Genomic DNA, 23010 nt, shown 5'->3' with positions numbered 1-23010 from the left:
ATCAGAAAGGGATATCGTCGTCGGCAGCATTTCCCAGTCCGGCTGGTGCGGGCTGCGGTAGTCCCGCCGTCCGGTTCGGAACCGGAGCCTGGGGTAAACCGGCCACCGCAGCCGCCGATTGCGTCTGGACCACTTCAATGCGCCAGGCGTTCAGGTTGGTCACCACGCCCTTCTTGCCGCCTTCCGCCGTCTTGTCGTATTTGCGGCCATCCAGGTTGTATTTGACCACAATCGTCTGCCCCGGCTTCAGGTCATTCACCAGATTGACTTTATCGCCTTTCAACTGAAATTCCGGCGTATTGGGGTATTCCGGATTGGTCGTGATATCGATCCAGAACGAGCGGACCGTGTACCCGTTTTGCCCCACTTCTTTGACCTTGCCGGTCCCCAGATACTTGCCCGTAACGACTTGTGCGTCTTGCATAAAAATGATTGATTAGAGGTTATAAAATGAATGAATGCGTTGGTTTCATCACATGGCCACGATGCCCGTAAAGCGTTTCAGCGTCCCGGTTTCGACCCAGTCCCGGAACTGGGCCAGGCTCACTTCCTGCGGCACTTCGGTATCGATGTTCAACAGCCCGATCTGACTCACGCGCCAGGTGCCACCGGCATCGAAACCGCCCACTTTGTAGAGCACCAGAAACAGTTGCCCCTGCCCATCCCGCCAGCGGCTAAAGCGGGCAATCACCGGCTCGGTTTTTTGTACTTTTTCGGTTTCGACTTCCAGCGTTTCCATGTTTTTTGCTGATTTTTCGGGGTCGTAGTTCTACTACACTACTACAATTCGGCAATTGATTGAAAATGAATAGCTTGATGGGTTCGGTTTGTAGTTTTTTTGTAGTAGCGCCTACTACAAATACTACATTACTACAGGTTTACTACGGAATTACTACAACTTTACTACACGTTTACTATTGATAATCAGGTGGATAACTCTCGTTGTAGTAGTGTAGTAGATAATTCCTTCTTTTTCCGGGACTTTACATCATCGTTCGCTCTACTCGTTTTCCACGAAAATCAACTCCAAACTTGTCAGTCAACTTGCTATAGGTCATTGAACATGAGCCGGTAACGACGCGCTTGGGTTTGTCGGAAGGGTCACTGGCATCGGCATTGAAACGGATGTTGCGGAAAAAGTTATTAGGGTCGTCGGGTGCTTCGAATGCCAGAATTTCGTCGCGCAACGTGTCGCGCTCGGCCGGTGACTTCCAAAACGTCTGCCGGTATTTCTGGGCGTAAATGGTATAAAGCGAAGGAAACCGCAGGTGCAACAGGCTTCCCTCAAACCGGAAATGAATGTCTTCCTGGATAAAGCCGTTTTCGTACTGGTTCTGGATGATCTCGAAGAATTCCGACAGCGCCGTTTTCTCGGTCTGAATGGTGTGCTGGCGCAGAATCCCGCGCGTTCCGATGGCGACGAACTCATCCAGAATGTCGTCGTCGCTGGTCACCTCGAACTGCAGGTTGATCTTGCCGAAAATCTGCAGGATGTAGGCCACCGACAGCACCCGGGCCATGTTGGAGATCAGCCGTTCCACCGGTTTTTCGTGCCGGGTCGCTTCCTTCAGGGGCGTATACAGATCATCGTAGGCCTGCTTGAGATTCGCTTCCACCAGCGCCCGGTGTTTCAGCATTTCCAGCGTCACAAACGACAAACCGTCCTGCTCGATGTCCTTAAACCGCGCGAAGGCTTCCACCTGTTCGTCGGTTTTCTGCTGTTCGGTGATGGGCACAAACAGGCAGCGGCTGAAGAAAATCGGGTTTTCCGGAATGTAGTTGGACGTCAGCACCAGGGCGCTGTAAATGTCGATGGTGTCGGTGCCGTCCCGGCTGTTTTCTTCGGCCCGGATGTAGCCATTGTCGTCGTAAGCCGACTGCAGCAACCCTTCAAACGGAAAATCATTGTGGTACTCATCCATCCAGATCACCCCGTTGGAGGTGTGCGACATCACCCGGACCAGCCCCGCTTCGGTGTTCTTGTTTTTGAGGTTGGCCACCGCTTCGTGCAGGTTGTAGAGCCGACACAGCGACCGGGCAATGGAGCTTTTGCCGCTGCTGGCCCCGCCCTTCAAATACAGAATCGGGCTGGCGTTGGTGTGTTTGACCACCAGGTCGCGGAACAACGCCATCAGGTAGAAAGCCGCCGGAATGATCGCATTCTCGTATTTGTGCACCTGCACCAGCAAGCCAAACCAGTCGTTGAACGTTAAGGTGCCGGGGGATAACTGAAACAGGTGCGCCCGCTTTTTCTTGACCACCGGCATGGACAGACACAGGGGCGGCTGGCCGTCCGGCGGGTTGACCGCCACGATGCCAAACTCGTCGGGTTCCAGCACCGCATCGGCCGAATCGACGCTGATGGCTTTGTTGGAAAAGAAAAACACGCGGCTCTCCGGATGGTAGCCCAGCCGGGTGACCTTGACGGCGTTGGGGAAATTCATCCGGAACATGTGCTGCCAGAGTTCCCCCAGATACGTATCGGTAATTTTGAGGGCCAGTCGGTGGCTGGCCAGCTTGTTTTTGAGCTTGGTCGCCGAGCAAAACTCCTCGTGGGAAATTTCGATGTACAGCGGTTTGGTGATGCCAATCCGCAGAATCTCCAGAATCCAGGTCTTTTCCTCGTTCTCGTCCTCGGTGCAATATTTGACGTAAATCTGAAAATTCTCGGCCACGCAAATCCAGTTCTTGGTGCCCCAAATCCAGATGCCGCCGTCGCGGTAATCGACGTTCTGCGACAGAATGCGATCGGCCTTTTTGGGTTTGTCAACGGATTTTGCTTCCGGATCGGGCTGATCCGAGCTTTCGGCTACCTTCTTTTCCTTGCGGGTTTTAGAGACATCGATGTTGTAATCTTTGGCAATTTGAAAGAACTTCCAGGGGTGCGTAAAACGGGTGGTCTGGACGGCATTGGTAAATTTCTCATCGGCATCTTCCACTGTATAGTTCGGGTTGAACTGACTGACCTGGTGGAACAAGGCCCGACCATCTTCACCGAGTGTAGCCATACAGAAAGCGATCAGGAGCCATTCATTGGAGTAGTTGCCGGTTATATCGACCTGAGCGGCTTCAATCCGCTCCACCACAGCCGCGACGTGGCGGAAAACCTCCGTCGCATCCTTCTTGATTTGGATGTCGGTTTTGGGTTTTTCCTTCCGGGTGGCCAGCCCCTTGATTTTGTACGGTTCCGCATTTGGGTTCAGGTAGACGTCCGGGTCATAGCTCAGAAAACAGGGCCGGGAAACGTCCGACCCGCTGGCGTCGACGTCGAGCCGGTAGGTTTGCCGGAAGTAAAACGCCAGATCGGCGAAGGCCTCCGGGTGCCGGTCCGGGTCGATCTCCAGAATCAGTTTGAGTCCATCGCCCGAAGGAGAGGCAAACAGCACCAGCGTGTGCGGATCGGCCTGGAGCTGCAGGCGGGTTTCGTCCAGATTCTCGACGTGATCGAAATCCAGGACCAGCAGCCGGGAATGCTGTTTGAGGTTTTTAACCAGGCGGGTCGGCGCAAAGACGCCCGAAAACGTCACGTAGTCCAGCCCTTCCTTGAGCGGCTTGCGGGCTTTGGGGTCGGGAAAGGTGCGAATCTGCTGAACCTTCTGGCGGTAGGTGCCGTCCGATATCAGCCGGACGGCATCTGCCAGGGTGAGGGTGGCCGACGGGGCATTGACCCGAATGCCCCCTTTGAAAAATGAAAACGAATACGTCTGCAGGCGCTCGATCATAGCTTGCGTTTCTTTTTGGGTTCATCCATCAGCCAGATCCACAGGCGCGGGAAACAGATGCCCAGCGCCAACAGGATCAGAACCGCCAGCAGGCTATACCACTGCAACAGGAAATGGGCCTGGGGATTCATAGGTAAAAAGTGATTTGAAGCCGGGCGTGGGGCGAGTCCGGAAGGACCCGCAGCAAATCGCGCAGGGCCTGGTGTTCCATCTCCAGCGAGTGGTGCAGCAGCCAGGCCGACTGGGCCACCCGGTGCCCTTCCAGCAGGAAATTCAGGTAGACGCGCAGGTTGTCGAAATCAGAATAGGTGCCAATGGAATTGGCCGGTTCGTCGGGGACAAGCGCATCGAGCTGGTAAAGTACCGGCGTCGGGAAGGGGATGCTTGTTTCGTCGGCGTACACCCTGAGCTTCATCAGGATGTGGGTGTCGAGAATGGCGTGGAAAACGTCCAGGGCGGGCTGGTTTTCGAACGGCACGGCCAGGGTGATGAAGCGGTTGGTGGCTTTGGGACGGAGATGGCCGAGAATCTTTCGGAGTGTTTGCAGTAGCATAGGGCATGAGTGGGTTGCTTTGGCACACAATAGATGTCTCGTGTACCAAAAGTGATGGGTGGACTAATTCAGAATAAGGACGAAATCAATGGAGCTGCAGGGAGCGGGCAGCGGTCAGGAAATCACTCACTTCAGATAGGAGCTTCCGGTCTTTTTCGGTGTCGATGCCGTCCAGTTCCTGGTAGCGGATCAACCGGGCGATGTACGTATCAATCGTACGCTGAGCGTCTTGTAAAACGGATTCGTTCATCAGAGCGAGCGAACCGTCAAAGTAGGCCAGAATAATTTGAATGGCGGTCATGCTTGGTGGGGCGGATAAGGTTCGTAGATGGTAATGAGGGCTTTGCACCGACTGCCGAAAGCAAAAATCTGAATGTCGGTGGCATCGGTTCGACCGTTTTTGGTCAGCAGCAATGAGCCAAGTCGCAGTTTTTCGCCCACCAGCTCAATGATGTAATTCGTACCCCTCAGCCGGTCGGGTTCCTCTCGAATCGACAGGGAATCGAGGTGGTTTTGGGCGTACAGAATGGACGCCAACCCCTTGATGGCCGGATACTTCTCTAATTCTCCATGGTTCAGAATCATCGTTTACTTGGTTTAAATTGAAATTCATTTACTAGCGATTAAGCTTGTGTCGGCTCAGTCGTTTCCTCATTGTTTTTTCCTTGTCCTTCAGGGAAACAGCAACTTCTTCGACGAGCAGGGTAATTTCGGGGTCAGCTACCCGGCAGAGCCAGGCTTCCCGCCAGCGGGTCGAGTTACTTAACGAGTCGAGATGAGGGGCTATCACAATGACAGCATCAATCACTTTTTGCTGGCCGATCCCTTTGGGGAGGTTAGAACGAGCATTTCTCATTCGGTTACGCCATTCTTCGGCTGCAGTGGCCTTTTGTCCTTTCATTGCCCCCACATTCATTTTGGGTTTGGTGGATTGTGTTTGTCTGGCTACTTTTACCAGTGTTAGATTTAACAGTGGCAAATGTAGTCTATTAGACTACATTTTGTCAACTATTGGGCTATATATTTTTTCGATGGCTTCATTTGCGCAGCGTTTAAAACTTTTAATGAGTCAGAAAGGGCTCAAACAAGTCGATCTGGTAAGAGCCACAGGTGCTACCAGACAGGCTGTTAATGGCTGGTTCACTAAAGGGAAATTGCCAAGCCAAGACAAATTGCCCTTGATTGCCAAAGTATTAGGTGTAACAGTTGATGATTTACTTAAAACTGAAGAGAGTACAGAAAAGGAACTACCTGCTGCGAAGGATGACTCTGCTGAATTCTGGAAGAACAAATACATTCAAGTGCTTGAAGAAAAGAATCAATTATTAGAGGAGAAGAACAAATTGTTACAAAAACAGTCAGAAGAACAGGCTAAAACAATCGAGCGGCAGAAGGTTTGAGGTCCTCCTGGGGGGGATTATTATTGGAAACTTCGGCTATAATTAGGTTAATTAATTAGTTAACCAAGCAAATAAAATGGTTACAAATTTTAATTTCTTTTATAAACATGACTTATGGTTACTTGAATGTCTTTGCGAGATGAAGGAGAAAAAAACATCAGAAACTTGGAAATTGGCAGTTCCATAGGTCTAAATCGGCACCAATTTTCATTAAAAAAGCCCCTATATGCGCTAATTTAGGTCTTTTTTATGCGTTTTGGCCCGGAGTTCGAATCCTGCCACCCCGACGCTAAAAACCGCCTAAATTTAACGATTTGGGCGGTTTTTTTTGTAACAACTGCCCGTAATTGTACTTTTCCAAGAGTGAATTGTGACAAAAAGAACCCAAAATTCGAACCGTAGTCCCTACCCCTACAAACTCCCCCGGTTGATCAAAACCACCAATGTCTGGTATATCCTGTACTACGTCTGGAATGTGGATACCCAGAAGCTCGTCCGCAAGCGCGTTTTGGTCCAGGGGAGTACCGACCCCGAGCGTGAACAAGATGCGTCGGACATAATTGCTTGGGTAAGCAAAGAGCTGCAAAACGGGGCCTATGTCGGTACCCCCAAACCGAGTCCCCAACCCGCAGCCTCCGACGTTACCCTGAGTAAAAACCTGACGCTGACCCAGGCGGTGGCCTACTTCTTTCAAACCAAACGCGATATTGCCGACAGCACGGCGATCCTGTACACGAATTACAGCAACCATTTCCAGGCGTTTTTCAAGGATCGGGGGAATGCCCAGGTCCAGTTACGCCAGATTACCAAACCCGTCGTTTTGGCGTTCATGGACCAGGTCAGGCTGGCGGGCAAGACCCGCAACAACATTCTGGGCTTTCTGCACTCGTTTTTTGAGATGTACGTCGAGCGGGAAGTGATTGAGAAGAATCCGGCGGCAAAGATCCGAAAAGACTCCCTGGAGGAATCGGAAGATCACTTGCCCTTTACCCCGGAGCAGATCCGCGAATTGAAGGAATCGATTCTGGAGCGGGGCGACGAGCAGTTGTGGCTGTTCTGCCAGTTTATTTACTACACCTTCGCTCGACCGGGGCAGGAGATCCGCTTGCTGCAGGTGAAAGACCTGATGCCAACCAGTATCAGGATTACGGCCAAACGGGGGAAAACGAACCGGTTCCGGTACCCATTTCTCTCACCGGCCCTGGAGGCCGAAATCATTCGTCTCGGTTTACGGAAATATCCGCCGGATTACTACGTGTTCAGTAACCAGAAAAATTCTGATAATCCCCGGCATCCCAACAATTTTAAAGTGATTCCCGGGCCGACTCCACCCGGAAAGAATAGCTATTACAACCGTCACGTCCGCCATCTGAAGAAGCTGGGTAGTTGTGAACTGTCCACCAAATTGAAAAGCCGCCCTGGGTTGAAACAGGACGGTTTTTATTTATAGAATCAATTTAATGATTGTGCCTCACAAACGAGCGTTAATGTGAGATAGTTGTGCAGGCAAGATTTTTGTACTCTATCTCCAACTACTTAGAGACAAAAGCACAGTATCAATCAAAAAGGCTTTAACATTTCGTTAACATTTGTTGGCAACTCATTAACCAAAACGAGGAACAGAACCTGGTAGATTTGCTAAAACACCTCGATAATAAAAAAGCAAAATGATGATATACACACATTTATTCGCCTTTTTCGTTTTGGTTTTTTGCACTTCCTGTGTAGAACAAAAAAAAACAGACCTCCCAAAAGATACGATCAATTACACGATCAAAGACACAGTCACTTCCTACGGGCCTAACAGAATGGTTCGGAATGTAAAGCAAGATAGAAACGGAAACATTTTGTTTGCGGCATCACGGGGTGGTGTTTTTCGATATGATGGAAAATCGTTTACCAATATCGCCAGTAAAATAGGTCCGCGCAGATACTGGGATGTTCTGGAAGATCGACGCGGAAACCTTTGGTTCGCTACCAGTGATTCGGGAGTTTATCATTACAATGGGAAAATCTTTACGCATTTCACAATAAGGCAGGGACTTGTCAATAATAGGATTGGGAAAATTTATGAAGATAAAGCCGGTACTATTTGGTTCGGTACCGGTGGTGGAATAAGCCGTTTCGATCCCAGCCGGGCAGGTGGGAAATCTTTTCGAAATTTTACAATGAAAGACGGACTTTCCAACAATGATATCAATACTATTATGGAAGACAAAACCGGGAAAATATGGTTTGGCACAAGGGGCGAGGCTTGTTTTTATAATGGAAAAACATTTACGGTTTTCAGAAATAAAGACGGTAAAGCCTTCAACAACGTTTGGTCAATAATCGAAGATAAAAAAGGAAGCATTTGGCTCGGTAGCAATGATGGTCTTTGGCGCTATGATGGTAGAACTATTACTAAGGTATCGAATAGAGGTGCTTCAGCTATGATCGAAGATCAAAAAGGGAACATCTGGACTACCGGTGCAGTAAACCCTAATGGAGTCGGGACCTGGAAACTTTTACGTTATGATCAAAAGTCCTTGTACAATGAAAAGCCAACTGTAACCGAAATAATGTCAATAGAAGGACCGGGAATGCTTTGTGGGATTCTGGAAGCGAACGATGGAAGTATTTGGTTTGGCGCTTTGGGGTCTATAAGTGGCGTGTTTCGTTATGATGGAAAAACCATTACGGACTTTAGAAGGAAAGTGGATCAGAAATAATGTGTATGCCATCTCTTTAAACACCCGTTTTTTCGGCACCATTTATCTGACCAAATCGCTTTCATTATAAGTTGGAAATGGTCTCGAATTGCTATCTCACCAATCAATGTCTCCTTTTTGCCACTTCACCTGAGTTTGTGAGATTAAATTTTTAGATAACGAGCAATTCGGTGTCAGCCTGCTCCAACAACCTGGCGTACCAACTATTGACCACTTCCGCCGTCCTGACCCGCCGTCGATACCGGGCTGAATTGATCAGCCGCATCTTGGTGCTGTTGTACCAGGTGCCGCTGTATTGTTTTTTGACCACCGGCACCTTCCGACGGGAAAATAGAATGGCGGCCGCAATCCGGCGGGCGGCTTCGTTGATGCTGCTCACCGAGCGGCCCTGATACCCCGGAGCGCGGCCAAACTGACCCAGCCCCACATTTTGACGAAAGACTCGAGCGCTTCGAGGGGCGGTAACTTGTCGCCGTAGCGCACCTGGGACATATCTTTGAAGCGGCCGTATTCATTAAAGGAGATTTCCGCCACCAACTGCAGGGGTAATCGAAGTCAGAAAAGGAACGGGCGTAGTCCATGCCCTTTTCGACCCCGCCGTACAGAAAGAATTTCAGATCGGGGTGGGCGTTAGCCCACTGCCGGAAGTAATCCACGTAGGAAGTAAAATCGCCGGAAAGCATCGTATGTCAGATGGTTTCCGGCGAAATTGGGGTATTGGGGGGCTATACGACAGGACAGAATTAAAAGAGTAATTCCAAAAAGTCATTCAATCTTTCTTACATTGGATCATTAATTAAAATAGTTCCTGATTATACAACAGAGGAAATGTCTTTTCGAAGACTAAGTGACAAGCAAAACCAATTATACAACTACATAGACGAGCTACTATGGCGGGAATGGGATCCTATTGGAATCAATGATTGCTTTGAAGCAAGAGATGAATATTCGACTTATGCCGGCCAGATGTTTAGCTTGGTTGTACGTGGGGCAATTGCTGAGGAGTTAGCCCAAAAACTACTATCGATTGAGCAAGAGATGATGGGATTATCGGGCAACATGGCCAAGAATTTAGAACTGGCTAGAAAGCTGAAAAGAGCCTCTGAAGAGGTTGCTGATTAATATAATCTTCACTTATATAACAGGAATAATGGGTTCTAATCTTGTAGAATCTGCTTATCAAAAGGCCGTTCTAGGTATTGATCAAAACCTACTAATTGCAACGTATCCAGTTTGGTACAACTATGTAATGAACTTGCCTGTTCCACAGCGATTAACCTATGAAATTATTACATTTCATAACCAAGTCTTCAACGGGGGACTTCATCAATACTTTTTCAATTCTTATGGGCAGTTCGCTTTTGAAACGATTAACTGTTTACAAGTGATTAAGGCTTTTCCTCAGGCAGAGATCTTGAGCAGAGCGATTGAACGGTTAAGGTTAGAAGAGTCAAATAATAATCAGTTGATTAGTAAGATAGCTAATAGAGAATTGAGCTGTATAGTTGACTTTGAAGATGAGACTTTTGAGTACTTAAATAGATTAGACACTGAATATTATGCCTGTGAGAAAAACTTGGAGCAGTTATTAGACAGCTTTTCAGCCAGAAATATTTTATGAATCTGTATAATCTTTCTGGTTCATTTTATTTTTTATTAGAAGATTTGAATATTGAATATAATAATGGTAATTATACAACAGAATGAAGGCGCTAAAGCTTAATAACGATGCTTATGAAATCTTACTAATCGCGTTGAAGGATAACCCCAATTTCAACTTTATTTCTCAAAAGATTCACGCCCGCCCCGACAAAAGATATATTGATATACCGTTGACTGAGCATCAGCTTGAAACCTTAGGAGAAGGGTTAGTTGAAGTAATTAGAACTAGAGGAACAACCGATGGCCGAGTTAATAATTATGGATTGAAATTAGATTCTATTGTCCAAGAGATAATCAGCCAATTCTGGGGATAATCTCTTTTCATATGGTTAGTTGTCTAACGAGTCATAAAAAAATACAAAATCCTCACCTGACTTCTGATCGCAAATCGTCCAATTCCCGTTTGATCTTCAGGTTGTTATCTCTCAGAAAAATCCAGACCGTGTGCACGTTCTGTTTGCAGACCTGATCGAAATTGCCGAATACGCCCAGTTTGGCGATACCCATGAATGAGGTCAGGATGCCTTCGCCGTTTTTATACAGGGGCGGTTCGTCCGATGACTGAAAACTTTATTTATGAAAAAAGAGTGCTCAGGTTGATAAAATATAAGTTTTTTTCTGATGACCTCTTGCATTCAAGTATTTATTCACTTCAACTACATTAATCACTTTACTTGAAATGATATCTGACTCTCTAATTTGGTTGGTCTCAAAATCAAAGTATTGTGTACCTGTTGATCTATCTCATTCCAATTTTTCTAATATTTTTGCAACTTCCATATCAAGAGGGAATCCAGATTTTATCAGTGCTGTTTTAAGCTTGTTTAGTAGAACTTCATCAATAGGTTTTACTACCATTTGATTTTGGATTTACAATTCGGTACGAAATTAAAAAAAAATAATTTCTCTATTAAATTGGCAATTTTTGTGTTTTCTGATACAGATATTTCAATTTACTTATTCCGCCCACTTTTTTGTGACTAAATCCCCTCTAAATACCCGCTGCAAATACTCAAAATCTTTCTCTTCCGCATCCAAATTCCGAAACTCCGCCAATCCCCCCGCATGTACAAACGTATCCTTCTGATCTAAGTGAAACCGCGTGTCTTTCCAGATCCGCCGGTGTTCGTATTCATTCAGTCAACTGATCCAGTAATCCATGTTGCACCCAATCTTCGGGGAGTACCAGAGCCAGCTCCCGGCCAGCAGGCCAGTGCATCCAGATGCGGGGCGATCTTCAAGACTATTACCAACGCAAGTTGGGCGAGGGCAAGCACACGATGCTAGTCTTGGATGCAGCTCGTAACAAGATTCAACGTGTTTGCGCTGTGGTTTGTCGAGGTAAAAAATATGCCAAAAATTATGCGCCAGCTACTGCTTAATCCATAGAAATCGGTGCGATCGAATCAATGCCAAGTTCACGGGTGACTTCCTGCATAGAGCCTTTGGCATAGGAAAATTCGATGGTCATTCGCTTGAAGGCATCATCAAATACATGTCTTTTCTTCATGGGTACTTTTGGGTTTGTTCCAAAATGTGCCTAAAAATCGTCTCCAGTCAAATGTAGCAAGTCCATGAGCTACAGCAAAAATTTTAGCAGGTCATCGTGAGTACAATAATTTATGACCCATTGAAGTCAAATTTTAGGGCTTTACACCGTGTTTCTAGCTTCGAGGGCTTGTTCTGTAGCGAAACATAAAACATTTGGTATTCTAAATCAATTATGGTATTTACAGCAGACCGATTATGCGGAAAGCAACCTACACATAACGATTTCGACGATGAACTTATCCAGCATCTCCTCCCACATACCCTCAACCCAGCCTCAATGGGTAAAGCGTTTTGCCAAGTTTGGCCTGGTGGCCAAAGGAGTTGTTTACTGCCTGGTTGGTATACTGGCATTTATGGCTGCTTTTGAAATCGGCGGCAGTTCAGAACGTAATCTCAACAAACAGGGAGTTTTTCGATTTATACTGGATCAACCGTTTGGGCAGTTTTTGCTGGCACTGGTGGCTGCGGGTCTGGTCTGCTACGCCCTCTGGCGGCTCACGCAGGCTTTTCTCGATAACGAGCACAAGGGGAACGACGCCAAAGGCATCGGTCGTCGGTTTGGGTATGCCTTCAGCGGGTTGGTCTATGGATTCCTGGCGTATGGTTCTTTCCGGATGGTACTGGGTAGCCGGGGTAATCAGGGCGGGGACAATTCGCGGCAGACCCTTGTTTGGGAACTCCTGGAGAAACCGTATGGTCAATGGCTTGTTGGCCTGATTGGCCTCAGTATCATTGGTATCGGGTTGTACCAGATCTACCGGGCCATGTCTGGTAAATACCTGAAAAATGTCCGGACCTCTTCCATCAAAACGGAGCTAAAGGAGATGATCATCCGGTCCGGGAAAATTGGTTACATCGCGCGGGGAATTGTCTGGGGGCTGATCGGGTATTTGTTTATAAAAGCGGCTATGGAGTCCAATGCCCGCGAAGTCGGAGGCAGTAGCAGTGCTTTTGCCTTTCTGGAGAAAGCCAGTTACGGTTCGTTTCTGCTTGGGGCCGTAGCACTGGGCTTGTTTTGCTACGGTATATTCATGTTTGTACGCGCCCGGTACGAAGTGATCAACACGAATAGCTAAGTCTCTCTTTGGGGAAGGGAGCAGTGCGGTTCACCGGTTGAAAAACCGGCTCCACTTTACTGCGCTCTCGTGCTTTTAAAGCCAGGGCTGAGTGAAATGGAGCCGGTTCTGATCGGTGAACAGGTTATTTTTTCAGGAACTTAATGCTTTGACCCTGTTGACCTGTCGTGGCCTGTAGGATAAAGAACCCGGTCGGCAACTGATCAACCCCAAACACCGGATTGTCTTTTCGTTGGTCAGGATTGATGGTTTGGGTTTGGAGGACATGGCCTTGTAAGTCAGTAATCCGTAACTGGATTGGTGCCTGAGCGGGCCCAGCCAGTTGAACACGGAGTTGGTGACGTACGGGGTTTTCGAGGATTCGGACCGTCAGCTTTTGGCCAGATTCGCTTTCTCCAAGACGGGCATTCGGATTGGGGCTGCAGTAAGCCGGTAAATCAAACAAATAGCTAACCGTGACGCCATTTTGAGTGGCCTGAATCGGGATGGGTTTGGGGTCAAACCGTAAACCGGCTTCCACCATTCCCGTATTACTCGTGGAACCCGTTCTTGCGATACCCGGAGCCACGTAAGAAATGGTTGTTCCATCCCCGCCCGTCGTATTAAACGTAATGGCACCGGTGGCACAATCATAGGTGGGCTGCGTCAGCGACAGGCTACCTCCACCCGGAGAAGGCTGCCCGCCGTTGCAGTAAGCCGGTAAATCAAACAGATAGCTTACCGTAACACCACTTTGGTTGGCCTGAATGGGGATGGGCTTGGGGTCAAACCGTAAACCAGCTTCCACCGTTCCTGTAGCGCTCGTGACACTGGACCGGGCGATACCCGGTGCCACAAAGGTAATGGTTGTTCCATCTCCGCCCGTCGTGTTGAATGTGATGGCCCCGGTATTACAATCGTAGGTGGGCTGGGTCAGCGACAGGCTACCTCCTGGAGCGGGTTCTCCACCATTGCAATGGGCTTTGAGGTCAAACGTAAGGCTAACCGTGACGCCATTTTGAGTAGCCTGAATGGGGATGGGTTTGGGGTCAAACCGTAAACCGTCTTCTACAACCCCTGAGCTACTGGCCGGTGTAGCCCTGCTAATGCCTGGAGCCATAAACGTAATGGGACTACCATCACCCCCTACGGTATTGAAGGTAATGGCCCCGGTGTTGCAATCATAGGTCGGAGCCCTGAGCTGCAAAGCATTAACGGAAGCCGCCTGCCGACGGACCCAAAGGGCTACTTTTCCTCCGTCATCGACCCCGCCAAATGTCCGGGGTGATGTCGTAGTTCCTGCTATCAGGTAGGTTCCGTCGGGATTGACAATGACACGACGGGCTTCATCATTTCCCGGACCTCCCCCTAGTTCCTGCCATTCGATTTCCAAATTGGGAGAGTACTTCGTGATCCGGTAGTCCGAATCAGGTCCATTGGGATAGCGGTCTATTAATTTATCAACGGCAATACATCCTCCATCGGGTGTTGTAGCTACTGAAATGGAATATTGGCTGTTGTTATCATCCACATCAGGCAGTGGCACACCCTGGATTACATTGAGTTGTTCGTCGAGTTTAAAAATCGCTCTGGTTGTAATCCAACCGTAATTTCCGATGGCATAATAACCGCCATTCCGCGGAGAAAGTGCGCGCAGGACGCCGTTCTGGCGGCCTACACTTTGCCAGACAATCGTGCCGGTTTCATCAATTTTAAAATCGAATGAAAGTCCATAGGTCATATCCGGATTGCCAGTGATCTTTGGATCACTGGACGTAGCATGAATCAGATAACCTCCGCCCTCAGAGGCCCGAACCGCTTTAAATAAAAACGTTACTCCGCTTCCGCCTATCGTTTTATACCAGCTTAAAGTAAGATTTTGGTCAACTTTCGCTAACACAATGTCCAGACGCTGGGTAGGGCTATTCAGAGGGGTATCATAACCAATCAACAGAAAACCACCATCCGGAGCGGGAACCATATCGCCCAGATTACGCTGAATGGTGAATTTATTGGGCAGGTCTAGGGCGCTGTTATAATTTATGTAGCCAGCCGGGTTAAGACGAATAAATCCAATACTGATCGGAGCAAAATTCGATGAAAAATTTCCTGCTATCACAATGTTCCCATTTGGCTGGGTTTGGATTCCAGTGGGGAAAAAAAAGTTAGGCAGAGCGGTTGTCCAGGCGACTTTGCCGCTTGGATCCAGTTTGGTAACGAACGGTGTACTCGCATTGAAAAAAAAGGGGCTTGCCATGATGACACTACCACCGTCTGGCGTTCGGGCTATTTCGACAGAACTAAAAAGTTCGCCCCGGCTAAAATCCGGCGTATTGGTTTTATCGAAAACCGTTTGCCAGTAAACAGGCGGAATAGGGGACTGGGCCAACAGGGAGGAAATACTTCCCCACAGCGCGACGAAAAGTAATAAACCCTGGCGTGTCAGGGTTAAACAGTAGTTGTTTTTCATAAGAAATGAAAGGGAAATAGGGGATGTGAACTTGTTTAAACAGCCAGCTCCTGCACAATTAGAAGCGGTATGCGGCTTAAAGTTAAAAAAGAATACAACTATGTTAATATTAATTTTGTGTGTGGACATAAACTGACACATTTACGCTATAAACCGTATTGATAGATAGCATAACCGGATTTATAAGATGGTTTAAATTCGGATGATTTGTGAGGTGTTTTAATTACCTGAAGCCAGAATGGCTGGGGCGATCAGGCTGAATAATAAAGAGAAGTGGACGCGGATGTTTTGACGTCTGTTCTGATGGTCTGTTTAAATGTCAAAAAAGACGTTTATTTTGACGTTAAAACTGCCGTCGAAATGCCAGGTAATTCAGTAAGGCATGTGAGCCCGCTTCCGTTAGTTTTCAGGTAATTCACCAGGCCGAAGCGTTATTCGTTTCCACGCTTCAGGGCATAAAAAGCCGCTTCGAGCTTCCGGGTCGTCTCCTTCGATGGCGTAATCGACCCTTTAGATTGTCGCGTTTACCCCCGTCTTTCCAGCGGTAATGGTGATACATTTGTTGAAAAGAATTACCCTTTTCTACGACTCCGATGACACGCCAGCCAAAAGTTACCCCGTTCCGGTGGTTCGATAACCAGGCCGAAGAGGCCATGAATTTTTACGTTTCAATCTTTAAAAATTCCGAGATTCTGAGTCTCAACCGAATGGGTGCCGATGGCCTGGATTCATGAATTAGACAATGAACTGGTGTTTTCTTGTGGAATTGCGGCTAATCCTGTACTTTTGGACTCGATTTCGGTCCCGTAGCTCAGTTGGATAGAGCATCTGATTTCTAATCAGACGGTCTTTGGTTCGAATCCAAACGGGATCACCGGATGTCAAGTCACGTAGCCGCTCTTTTGGAAGGGTGGCTATTTTCTTTTATACACAATCTGATCAGGACGAATTTATCCGATTGAGCCATGAGCCCGGAGGAAGAGAAAGAATTTAATGACGCCTACCGGCAAATGGTCCATTGGCTTAACCTGCACCTGGAATCAAAGCGGGCGGATATGCTGGCTTTGGCCAAAACCAAAGGGAAGCAGGGCTATACCGCTACCCAATACGCCATTATGTCGTTTTCGGGATCGACAGGCCTCTTTCTGAAAGAAGTGTATGAAGGCAAGCACCCCGCTTCCGACGAAGAGTGAGTCAGTGTGATTTTTATCACTGAATAACCCGATAGATTTGGCGTCATTTGTTAAAAATACGGCCCCGGTATCGGTTAAAAACCGGCGGCCTTTTAAACACCATAACGATGATGAATCTTAAAAACTGGGGAGTCTTGCGGATTGTCCGTCTTTCTGTCGGCCTGCTTATTCTGTGGCGTTCTTTTGTCGATCATCAGCCGCTCATGGGTATCATCGGGGGCTTGCTGGTCATTCAGGCGATGCTGAATCTGGGTTGCGCGGGCGGTCAGTGTGGCATACCGGCAGCGCGAAAAAAAATCGATGAACCGGTAAAAGAAATTGATTATGAAGAAATACACTAATGGATGGAAAGGAGCCGGAGCCATCCTGGGTGCATTGGGCGGTTTTCTGTATTGGCATGAAGTGGGTTGTTTAACCGGTCACTGTCCGATTCAATCCCATTGGCAGACCATGACACTCTGGGGAGGAGCAATGGGTTTTTTGATGACTGATTTACTGCAGCAATTGCTGAAAAACGGGTTGAATCGGCCGGAAAAATCCGAAAAATGATCCGTTTGCTATTGGAGAAAACCGGCGTCCAAAGTACCCACTACTGCACCAGTTGCTCAAAAAGTTGTTGTAGCTTTTCTCCGGCATCGTCGCACAAACCGGTATGCGTCGGCGACGTTTGCACGATGGTGCTGCGGTTGGCGGTGAGCCAACGAAACCGGGACGCAATGGGTAATTGCCCGATGGCTCCGCCTTCCCGCCGACCGGCGCAAATGCGTTCAAAAGCACGCAGCCGTTCGTGGAGTTCCGGAATGTCGATCTCGCGGCAAAACGCACTCAGCCGTGCGACATTCAGCTCAAATACGGTTTTCAAAAAGCCCTGCGCCGGGCAATACAGAATGACGCCGACGTTGAGAAATTCTTCCCGTTCGACGCGCGGTACGACCCGGATGACGGCGTACTCAAACAAGTGTTTTGGCATGTTGCGCTTCCTTGACAAAAATTTCTGAATGGGCGAGCCGGGTTTCCAAAAACCGGGTGTAAACCTGCCGCTGCTCCTCTGCTGAATCGGTAGAGCCTTCCTGAACCAGCCACTCGTCGGGAACGAGCGCCACGATGGACGCGATGCGTTCGGGCGTTAAGATCCGGCGAAATTCCGCATCGACGGTTTCGAGTTCAGTTGCCTTCGACAGCAGCACGTGGTCTTTCACGGCCCCGAACGGTTTGACGGCCTGTTCGGCCCAGTTCTGCCCCGAATGGTGAAAATAAAGCGCGGCACCGTGATCGATCAGCCACAATTCCTTGTGCCAGATCAGCATATTGGTGTTGCGGGCGGTGCGGTCTACGTTGGTGATAAAGCAGTCGAGCCAGACGATTTGGGAAGCCAACCGGGCGTCGACGTCGTTTACAATGGCGTCGAAGGTGATGGCGCGGGAGAGGTAGTGAAGACCCAGATTCAGCCCTCCGCTGGCCCGCAGCAAATCCTGAATTTCCTCGTCCGGTTCAGTGCGGGCCATCACCGGGTCAAGCAGAGCGAACACAATTTCGGGAATCCGGAAACCGAGTGCGCGGGCGATTTCTCCGGCGATCAGTTCCGCGATTAGCGCTTTAACGCCCTGCCCGGCCCCCCGAAACTTCAACACGTATAGAAAATCATCGTCGGCTTCCACAATGGCGGGCAGCGAACCACCTTCGCGCAGGGGCGTCACATACCGGGTTACCTGGACGGTTCGGAGTTCAGGTTCGCGGTTGTTCATAGGCATCGTTCATAAACAGGTTTACCCGACAGAACCGGTCGATTCCGGTGTTCAGTGCGAGTTTGCGGGAAATTTAGGCCAATTTTTTGAGAAAACCGGGTCGAATTCCCGATTCGTTTGGTGTGGACTTCGGCAGGATAGCCGAAAAGCCTTACCTTTGCCGGAACGAACATTCTGCTCAATCCGCATGTCTGCCGAAACGACCGATCAATTACCAACCCTCGAAACGGCCCGCAAACTGGGTCTGCTTCCCGACGAATACGACCGTATTATTGCCATTTTGGGCCGTAAACCCAATTTTACAGAGTTGAGTATCTTCTCCGTCATGTGGTCGGAGCACTGCTCGTATAAAAACTCGATCATCTGGCTCAAAACCCTGCCCCGCGACACGACGGGCGATGCGCCGAGCCGGATGCTGGCCAAAGCGGGTGAAGAAAACGCCGGACTGGTCGACATTGGCGACGGGCTAGCCTGTAGTTTCAAGATCGAGTCGCACAACCACCCGTCGGCCATCGAACCGTATCAGGGCGCGGCAACAGGCGTCGGCGGTATTAACCGCGATATTTTCACGATGGGTGCGCGACCCATTGCCCAGTTGAACTCCCTGCGGTTTGGTAACCTGTCGCTGCCCAAAACCCGGCGCTTGCTGAAAGGCGTCGTCAAAGGCATCGGCGATTACGGCAACGCGTTCGGTATTCCGACGGTAGGCGGGGAAGTGTATTTCGATGATTGTTACAACGTCAATCCGCTGGTAAACGCGTTTTCGGCCGGGATTGTCGAAACCGATAAAGTGGCCAAGGCGACTTCGTATGGTGTCGGGAACCCGGTTTTTATCGTCGGTTCGGCCACGGGCAAAGACGGTATTCACGGCGCGACGTTCGCATCGGAAGATATTTCGGATAAATCGACTGAAAAACTCCCGGCGGTGCAGGTGGGCGATCCGTTCATGGAAAAACTGCTGCTCGAAGCCACGCTGGAGATTATTGCAACAGGCTATGTCGTTGGTATTCAGGACATGGGGGCGGCCGGTATCATCTGCTCGACCTCCGAAATGAGTGCCAAAGGCGAACATGGCATGTACATCGACCTGGACAAAGTGCCGACGCGCCAGCTCAACATGGAACCGTTCGAAATTTTGCTGTCGGAGTCGCAGGAGCGGATGCTGGTCGTGATTGAAAAAGGAAAAGAAGACGTCATCCGTCAGATTTTTGATAAATGGGATTTGAATTGCGAACAGATTGGGGTCGTCACCGATACCGGTCGTTTGCATTTTCACCGCTACGGCCAACTGGTTGCCGATGTACCGGCCGATGACCTGGTGCTGGGTGGTGGAGCGCCACAATACGAACGCGAATACCGCGAACCGGCTTATTTCCAGGAGTTTAAAAAGTTCTCCATCGATAGCATTCCGGATGTGGAAACCGGCGAAATCCGGACCGTAGCCGAACACCTGCTTTCGCACCCCAATATTTGCTCACGTCGTTGGGTTTATGAGCAATATGACTCGATGGTGGGAACCGCCAACCGCGGCACGAACGCGCCCTCGGATGCCGCCGTCGTCAGCGTCAAAGGCACCGATAAATCCATCGTCATTACGGTCGATTGCAACAGCCGCTACGTGAACGCCGACCCCGAAGAGGGTTGCGCCATTGCCGTGGCCGAAGCCGCCCGCAACATTGTTTGCTCGGGAGGTGAGCCGCTGGCCATCACGAACTGCCTGAATTTCGGAAATCCCTACGTGCCTGAAGTTTACTGGCAATTTGTGGGCGCTATCAAAGGCATGAAAAAGGCCTGCGAGCGGTTCAACACGCCGGTGACGGGTGGTAACGTCAGTTTCTATAACCAAAGCTCCGACGAAGGCCCGGTTTTCCCGACACCAACGATCGGCATGTTGGGCCTGATGGAAAGCCCGGACAACCGCATGACGCTCGGATTCCAGAAACCGGGTGATCTGATTTACCTGCTGGGTGAGTCGAAAAATGACGTCGGTTCTTCGGAATACCTGTATTCGTACCGGAATGTAAAAGGGTCTCCGGCCCCGGTTTTCGATCTGGAGGAAGAATTCACCCTGCAAGCGGTTGTAAAAGGAATTATTCTTGAAAAACTGATTGTGTCCGCGCACGACATTTCAGACGGCGGTTTGTTCGTCACGCTGGCAGAATCGGCCATGGCGGGGCAAACCGGTTTTACGATCCAGACCAACGGCAGTTTCCGGAAAGATGCCTTCCTGTTTGGTGAGAGCCAGAGCCGGGTGGTGGTGTCGGTTTCACCGGACAAACAGGCTCAATTCGAAGGATCACTGGAAAAATCGGGTGTCGCCATTACACGGTTAGGAACGGTTTCGGAAGGCGGTTTTGTAATCGACGGTGAGACGGTTTTAACAGTTGTCGAAGCGAAGGAGTTGTATGACAATGCGTTGGGTAAGAAGATGCAATAAAGAACCTTTGACAATATGGATGCTCTTCCGGTAGGAAAACCGATTTTAACGGCAGAAGAATATTTCAAGCTGGAAGAAGCCAGTGAAATTCGTCATGAGTTTTACAAAGGACAAATCTATGATATGGCGGGGAGCACACTCCGCCATAACTTGCTGGTTGATAGCGTAAAAGATTTATTGAAAAGTCATTTTCGCCCAAAAGGATGTCGGGTTTATTCCGAAACCGTCAAAGTAGAAGTAGTCAAAAATGAGTACTATCCGTATCCTGACATCGTTCTGACCTGTCATCCTTTCGATTTACAAAGCCAGTATATCATCCGACAGCCGAGCCTGATCGTTGAAGTTTTATCCAAATCATCGGTGGCTACCGATCGGGATTATAAATGGGAGGAATACCAGAAAATGCCATCCCTATTATATTACCTATTGATTAACCAGTATAAGCTGGGAGTTGAGTTATATGCCCGGGTGGAAAATACGGATCAGTGGACTTACCAGCGGTATGTCCAACCGGGAGATCTCGTGGTCTTTCCGCGCTTTAATTTTGAATTATCTGTCGGGGCCATCTACGAAGGCATCGATTTTACAGTGATCGACGAAGAACCTGCTCGGTCTTAAAAGACGGTTTTGCGCATTGGAGCGTTATTTTTGCATTTTATGCGCTACTTTATTCAACTTTCCTACCGCGGAACAACCTACCACGGCTGGCAATTTCAACCCAACGGCATTAGTGTTCAGGAGGTTTTGGAGCAGAAGCTGAGCCTGATTCTGAAAGAGCGCATTGCCATTGTGGGGAGCGGTCGGACGGATGCCGGGGTGCACGCCGAACAGCAGTTTGCGCATTTTGACATCGAAAAACCCATCGCCCTGACGGATTTGATGATCCATGCCCTGAACTGCATGTTGCCGCCCGACATTGCGATTCAGTCCATTTTTCCGGTCGATCCGACCGCTCACGCCCGGTTTTCGGCCACAACCCGCTATTACCAATACCGCATTCGAAAGCAGAAAAGTCCGTTCCTGGATTTCCTGGTCTACGTCTTTCGCCCGGAGCTGAATATCGACCTGATGAACGAAGCCGCCAATCTTGTTTTGCAACACACTGATTTTGAGAGTTTCAGCAAGGTACGAACGAACGTTTCGCACTTCCGCTGCGTGATTCACCGGGCAGAGTGGCTGATCGAGAATGATCAACTGGTTTTTCACATCAAGGCCAACCGGTTTCTCTACGGCATGGTCCGAACCCTGGTCGGAACCATGCTGGAAGTAGGGCAGGGGCGGATGACCGTTGCCGAATTTCAGGAGATTTTGCTGGCGAATGACCGCCGGAAAGCTGGTCGTTCGGCCCCGGCCAGCGGGCTGTTTCTGGTCGAAGTGGGCTATCCGGCGGAAGTATTTAGTAAGAAAATGATGAATGATGAACGATGAACGATGAATGTTTCTAAATTAGCCTTAATTCATCATCCATCGTTCATCATCGCACCGGCGACCCGGTCATCATCATTTAAGAACGTGATCAACGAATTTCAACAAATTATCCGGGCCTACCGAAAAACCGACTTCAGCCAGCGTAAAGCCGCCCTGGCGACTGTTGTGGGGCTGAGCGGTTCGGGCTATCGCCGACCGGGTGCCCGCATGTACATCACCGACGATGGGCAGTGGATCGGGGCCATCAGTGGCGGCTGTCTGGAGGGCGACGCTCTTCGGAAAGCCCGTGAGGTGATGCAGACCCGGCAAGCCCGTCTGGTGACCTACGATACGTCCGACCCGGAGGGTGAAAATTTCGGCATCGGGCTGGGTTGCAACGGGGTGCTGGACGTCCTGATTCAGTCCATCGACCCCAACGATTCGGAAAATCCGCTCGAAACCCTCGACCGCGTCATGCAGGAACGGCGGCCCTTGACCGTCGAAACTGCCTTGCCGGACGGGGCGGGTGTTTTTGTGGAGGAACTCAAACCGGACATTCAGTTGCTGGTTTTTGGGGGCGGCTACGATGCCGTTCCGCTCGTAAAACTGGCAAAACAGATTGGCTGGCGCGTGGTGATCACCGACGATTGTGTGGCGCACCTGCAACCCCGGCGGTTTGGCGAAGCCGACGACATGCTGGCGGTTCAACGACATGAAATCCGGCAGCAGATTCCGATCGACGCGTACTCTGCAGCGGTGTTGATTTCCCATAACTTCAAATACGACAAGGCGGTTTTACAGGAATTGCTGCAAACCGAGATTCCCTACATTGGTCTGCTGGGCCCCAAAAAACGGGGCGATGCCTTGCTGGACGACGTTCGTGAATTTGTCGCTCCGACGGATGAACAGCGGCTTTTCTGGCCCGTTGGTCTGGACGTCGGCGCCGATAATCCACAGGAAATTGCGCTGTCGATTTTGGCCGAAATTCAGGCGGTTTTCCGCAAGTCTTCCGCGCAACCGCTGAAATTCAAGAATGCACCTATCCACCAGCCGGTACAGTCCATCAGCAATTCGGTAGATCTCACTTAATTTTACTCCGATCCC

General features: G+C 49.4%; 29 protein-coding genes and 1 tRNA gene. 16 read left to right on the top strand and 14 right to left on the bottom strand.

Annotated features, from left to right (window positions below; translation table 11 throughout):
- Window position 1 precedes the first annotated feature (1 nt).
- The 8 genes from ACS5NO_RS20680 to ACS5NO_RS20645 all read right to left on the bottom strand — a co-directional run bounded on the left by ACS5NO_RS20680 (window position 2) and on the right by ACS5NO_RS20645 (window position 5191).
- Entirely contained in the window at window positions 2-424 is a 423-nt protein-coding gene (locus tag ACS5NO_RS20680) for a DUF3127 domain-containing protein (RefSeq protein ID WP_439416893.1), read from the bottom strand.
- 48 nt (window positions 425-472) lie between these two features.
- A complete protein-coding gene (locus tag ACS5NO_RS20675) occupies window positions 473-739 on the bottom strand; it encodes a hypothetical protein (RefSeq protein ID WP_439416892.1) in 267 nt (88 codons plus the stop codon).
- A 244-nt stretch (window positions 740-983) separates the two neighbouring features.
- On the bottom strand, window positions 984-3722 hold the full coding sequence (locus ACS5NO_RS20670) for a BT4734/BF3469 family protein (RefSeq protein ID WP_439416891.1): 2739 nt from the start codon (window positions 3720-3722) through the stop codon (window positions 984-986).
- Window positions 3719-3853: a hypothetical protein gene (locus ACS5NO_RS20665; RefSeq protein WP_439416890.1), complete on the bottom strand. Its 135-nt coding sequence runs from the start codon at window positions 3851-3853 to the stop codon at window positions 3719-3721. The genes ACS5NO_RS20670 and ACS5NO_RS20665 overlap by 4 nt, the downstream gene beginning before the upstream one ends.
- A complete protein-coding gene (locus tag ACS5NO_RS20660) occupies window positions 3850-4275 on the bottom strand; it encodes a hypothetical protein (RefSeq protein WP_439416889.1) in 426 nt (141 codons plus the stop codon). The genes ACS5NO_RS20665 and ACS5NO_RS20660 overlap by 4 nt, the downstream gene beginning before the upstream one ends.
- Window positions 4276-4360: 85 nt before the next feature.
- Window positions 4361-4576 carry a hypothetical protein gene (locus ACS5NO_RS20655; RefSeq protein WP_439416888.1) on the bottom strand — a complete coding sequence of 72 codons (216 nt, stop codon included), beginning with the start codon at window positions 4574-4576 and terminating at the stop codon, window positions 4361-4363.
- The gene (locus tag ACS5NO_RS20650; protein ID WP_439416887.1) at window positions 4573-4860 is read right to left on the bottom strand and encodes a hypothetical protein; all 288 of its coding nucleotides are present in this window, start codon (window positions 4858-4860) and stop codon (window positions 4573-4575) included. The genes ACS5NO_RS20655 and ACS5NO_RS20650 overlap by 4 nt, the downstream gene beginning before the upstream one ends.
- Window positions 4861-4891: 31 nt before the next feature.
- Complete coding sequence (locus tag ACS5NO_RS20645) at window positions 4892-5191, bottom strand: hypothetical protein (RefSeq protein WP_439416886.1); 300 nt, start codon at window positions 5189-5191, stop codon at window positions 4892-4894.
- A 115-nt stretch (window positions 5192-5306) separates the two neighbouring features.
- On the opposite strand from ACS5NO_RS20645, the gene ACS5NO_RS20640 reads away from it, so the two are divergent.
- The 3 genes from ACS5NO_RS20640 to ACS5NO_RS20630 all read left to right on the top strand — a co-directional run bounded on the left by ACS5NO_RS20640 (window position 5307) and on the right by ACS5NO_RS20630 (window position 8386).
- Window positions 5307-5675, top strand: a complete 369-nt coding sequence (locus ACS5NO_RS20640) for a helix-turn-helix domain-containing protein (protein ID WP_439416885.1) — start codon at window positions 5307-5309, stop codon at window positions 5673-5675.
- Window positions 5676-6045: 370 nt separating this feature from the next.
- A complete protein-coding gene (locus ACS5NO_RS20635; RefSeq protein WP_439416884.1) occupies window positions 6046-7125 on the top strand; it encodes a tyrosine-type recombinase/integrase in 1080 nt (359 codons plus the stop codon).
- A 217-nt stretch (window positions 7126-7342) separates the two neighbouring features.
- A complete protein-coding gene (locus tag ACS5NO_RS20630; protein WP_439416883.1) occupies window positions 7343-8386 on the top strand; it encodes a ligand-binding sensor domain-containing protein in 1044 nt (347 codons plus the stop codon).
- Window positions 8387-8537: 151 nt separating this feature from the next.
- Here the strand turns inward: ACS5NO_RS20630 and ACS5NO_RS20625 are convergent, their stop codons facing one another.
- On the bottom strand, window positions 8538-8813 hold the full coding sequence (locus ACS5NO_RS20625) for a hypothetical protein (protein ID WP_439416882.1): 276 nt from the start codon (window positions 8811-8813) through the stop codon (window positions 8538-8540).
- 401 nt (window positions 8814-9214) lie between these two features.
- On the opposite strand from ACS5NO_RS20625, the gene ACS5NO_RS20620 reads away from it, so the two are divergent.
- The 3 genes from ACS5NO_RS20620 to ACS5NO_RS20610 all read left to right on the top strand — a co-directional run bounded on the left by ACS5NO_RS20620 (window position 9215) and on the right by ACS5NO_RS20610 (window position 10362).
- Window positions 9215-9508, top strand: coding sequence for a hypothetical protein (locus ACS5NO_RS20620; protein WP_439416881.1), 294 nt, complete (start codon window positions 9215-9217; stop codon window positions 9506-9508).
- A 28-nt stretch (window positions 9509-9536) separates the two neighbouring features.
- Window positions 9537-10007 carry a DMP19 family protein gene (locus ACS5NO_RS20615; protein WP_439416880.1) on the top strand — a complete coding sequence of 157 codons (471 nt, stop codon included), beginning with the start codon at window positions 9537-9539 and terminating at the stop codon, window positions 10005-10007.
- Window positions 10008-10089: 82 nt separating this feature from the next.
- On the top strand, window positions 10090-10362 hold the full coding sequence (locus ACS5NO_RS20610; protein WP_439416879.1) for a hypothetical protein: 273 nt from the start codon (window positions 10090-10092) through the stop codon (window positions 10360-10362).
- A gap of 52 nt (window positions 10363-10414) precedes the next feature.
- Here ACS5NO_RS20610 and ACS5NO_RS20605 read toward each other — a convergent pair whose 3' ends face one another.
- Window positions 10415-10555: a hypothetical protein gene (locus tag ACS5NO_RS20605; protein ID WP_439416878.1), complete on the bottom strand. Its 141-nt coding sequence runs from the start codon at window positions 10553-10555 to the stop codon at window positions 10415-10417.
- A gap of 871 nt (window positions 10556-11426) precedes the next feature.
- Window positions 11427-11558, bottom strand: coding sequence for a hypothetical protein (locus tag ACS5NO_RS20600; protein WP_439416877.1), 132 nt, complete (start codon window positions 11556-11558; stop codon window positions 11427-11429).
- A gap of 271 nt (window positions 11559-11829) precedes the next feature.
- Between ACS5NO_RS20600 and ACS5NO_RS20595 the strand changes: the two genes are divergently transcribed.
- Window positions 11830-12675 carry a DUF1206 domain-containing protein gene (locus ACS5NO_RS20595; protein WP_439416876.1) on the top strand — a complete coding sequence of 282 codons (846 nt, stop codon included), beginning with the start codon at window positions 11830-11832 and terminating at the stop codon, window positions 12673-12675.
- Window positions 12676-12799: 124 nt separating this feature from the next.
- Here the strand turns inward: ACS5NO_RS20595 and ACS5NO_RS20590 are convergent, their stop codons facing one another.
- Window positions 12800-15124, bottom strand: a complete 2325-nt coding sequence (locus ACS5NO_RS20590) for a T9SS type A sorting domain-containing protein (protein WP_439416875.1) — start codon at window positions 15122-15124, stop codon at window positions 12800-12802.
- Window positions 15125-15717: 593 nt separating this feature from the next.
- On the opposite strand from ACS5NO_RS20590, the gene ACS5NO_RS20585 reads away from it, so the two are divergent.
- From ACS5NO_RS20585 to ACS5NO_RS20565, 5 genes are all read left to right on the top strand, one after another.
- On the top strand, window positions 15718-15858 hold the full coding sequence (locus ACS5NO_RS20585; protein WP_222930338.1) for a VOC family protein: 141 nt from the start codon (window positions 15718-15720) through the stop codon (window positions 15856-15858).
- Window positions 15859-15924: 66 nt separating this feature from the next.
- Window positions 15925-15998 (top strand) — tRNA-Arg (locus tag ACS5NO_RS20580).
- Between the two features lie 91 nt (window positions 15999-16089).
- Window positions 16090-16317: a hypothetical protein gene (locus ACS5NO_RS20575; RefSeq protein WP_114409535.1), complete on the top strand. Its 228-nt coding sequence runs from the start codon at window positions 16090-16092 to the stop codon at window positions 16315-16317.
- Between the two features lie 107 nt (window positions 16318-16424).
- On the top strand, window positions 16425-16658 hold the full coding sequence (locus tag ACS5NO_RS20570; RefSeq protein ID WP_439416874.1) for a hypothetical protein: 234 nt from the start codon (window positions 16425-16427) through the stop codon (window positions 16656-16658).
- Window positions 16642-16866, top strand: a complete 225-nt coding sequence (locus ACS5NO_RS20565) for a hypothetical protein (RefSeq protein WP_114409533.1) — start codon at window positions 16642-16644, stop codon at window positions 16864-16866. The genes ACS5NO_RS20570 and ACS5NO_RS20565 overlap by 17 nt, the downstream gene beginning before the upstream one ends.
- A 40-nt stretch (window positions 16867-16906) precedes the next feature.
- Here the strand turns inward: ACS5NO_RS20565 and ACS5NO_RS20560 are convergent, their stop codons facing one another.
- A complete protein-coding gene (locus ACS5NO_RS20560) occupies window positions 16907-17287 on the bottom strand; it encodes a DUF3037 domain-containing protein (RefSeq protein ID WP_114409532.1) in 381 nt (126 codons plus the stop codon).
- Window positions 17268-18062: a HipA family kinase gene (locus ACS5NO_RS20555; protein WP_439416873.1), complete on the bottom strand. Its 795-nt coding sequence runs from the start codon at window positions 18060-18062 to the stop codon at window positions 17268-17270. Before ACS5NO_RS20555 ends, ACS5NO_RS20560 begins: the two co-directional genes overlap by 20 nt.
- A 187-nt stretch (window positions 18063-18249) precedes the next feature.
- On the opposite strand from ACS5NO_RS20555, the gene purL reads away from it, so the two are divergent.
- From purL to ACS5NO_RS20535, 4 genes are read left to right on the top strand one after another with little or no spacing between them, the layout of a single operon-like run.
- Entirely contained in the window at window positions 18250-20499 is a 2250-nt protein-coding gene (gene purL / locus ACS5NO_RS20550) for a phosphoribosylformylglycinamidine synthase subunit PurL (protein WP_439416872.1), read from the top strand.
- 15 nt (window positions 20500-20514) lie between these two features.
- The gene (locus ACS5NO_RS20545; protein ID WP_439416871.1) at window positions 20515-21117 is read left to right on the top strand and encodes a Uma2 family endonuclease; all 603 of its coding nucleotides are present in this window, start codon (window positions 20515-20517) and stop codon (window positions 21115-21117) included.
- 39 nt (window positions 21118-21156) lie between these two features.
- A complete protein-coding gene (gene truA / locus ACS5NO_RS20540; protein WP_439416870.1) occupies window positions 21157-21927 on the top strand; it encodes a tRNA pseudouridine(38-40) synthase TruA in 771 nt (256 codons plus the stop codon).
- A 3-nt stretch (window positions 21928-21930) separates the two neighbouring features.
- Window positions 21931-22995: an XdhC family protein gene (locus tag ACS5NO_RS20535; RefSeq protein WP_439416869.1), complete on the top strand. Its 1065-nt coding sequence runs from the start codon at window positions 21931-21933 to the stop codon at window positions 22993-22995.
- The last annotated feature ends 15 nt before the right edge of the window (window positions 22996-23010 follow it).

Source organism: Larkinella fluvii (assembly GCF_051857545.1).
Taxonomy (GTDB): domain Bacteria; phylum Bacteroidota; class Bacteroidia; order Cytophagales; family Spirosomataceae; genus Larkinella.
Note: the sequence above shows the minus strand (reverse complement) of the source record. Positions and strands in the feature narration are given on the sequence as shown.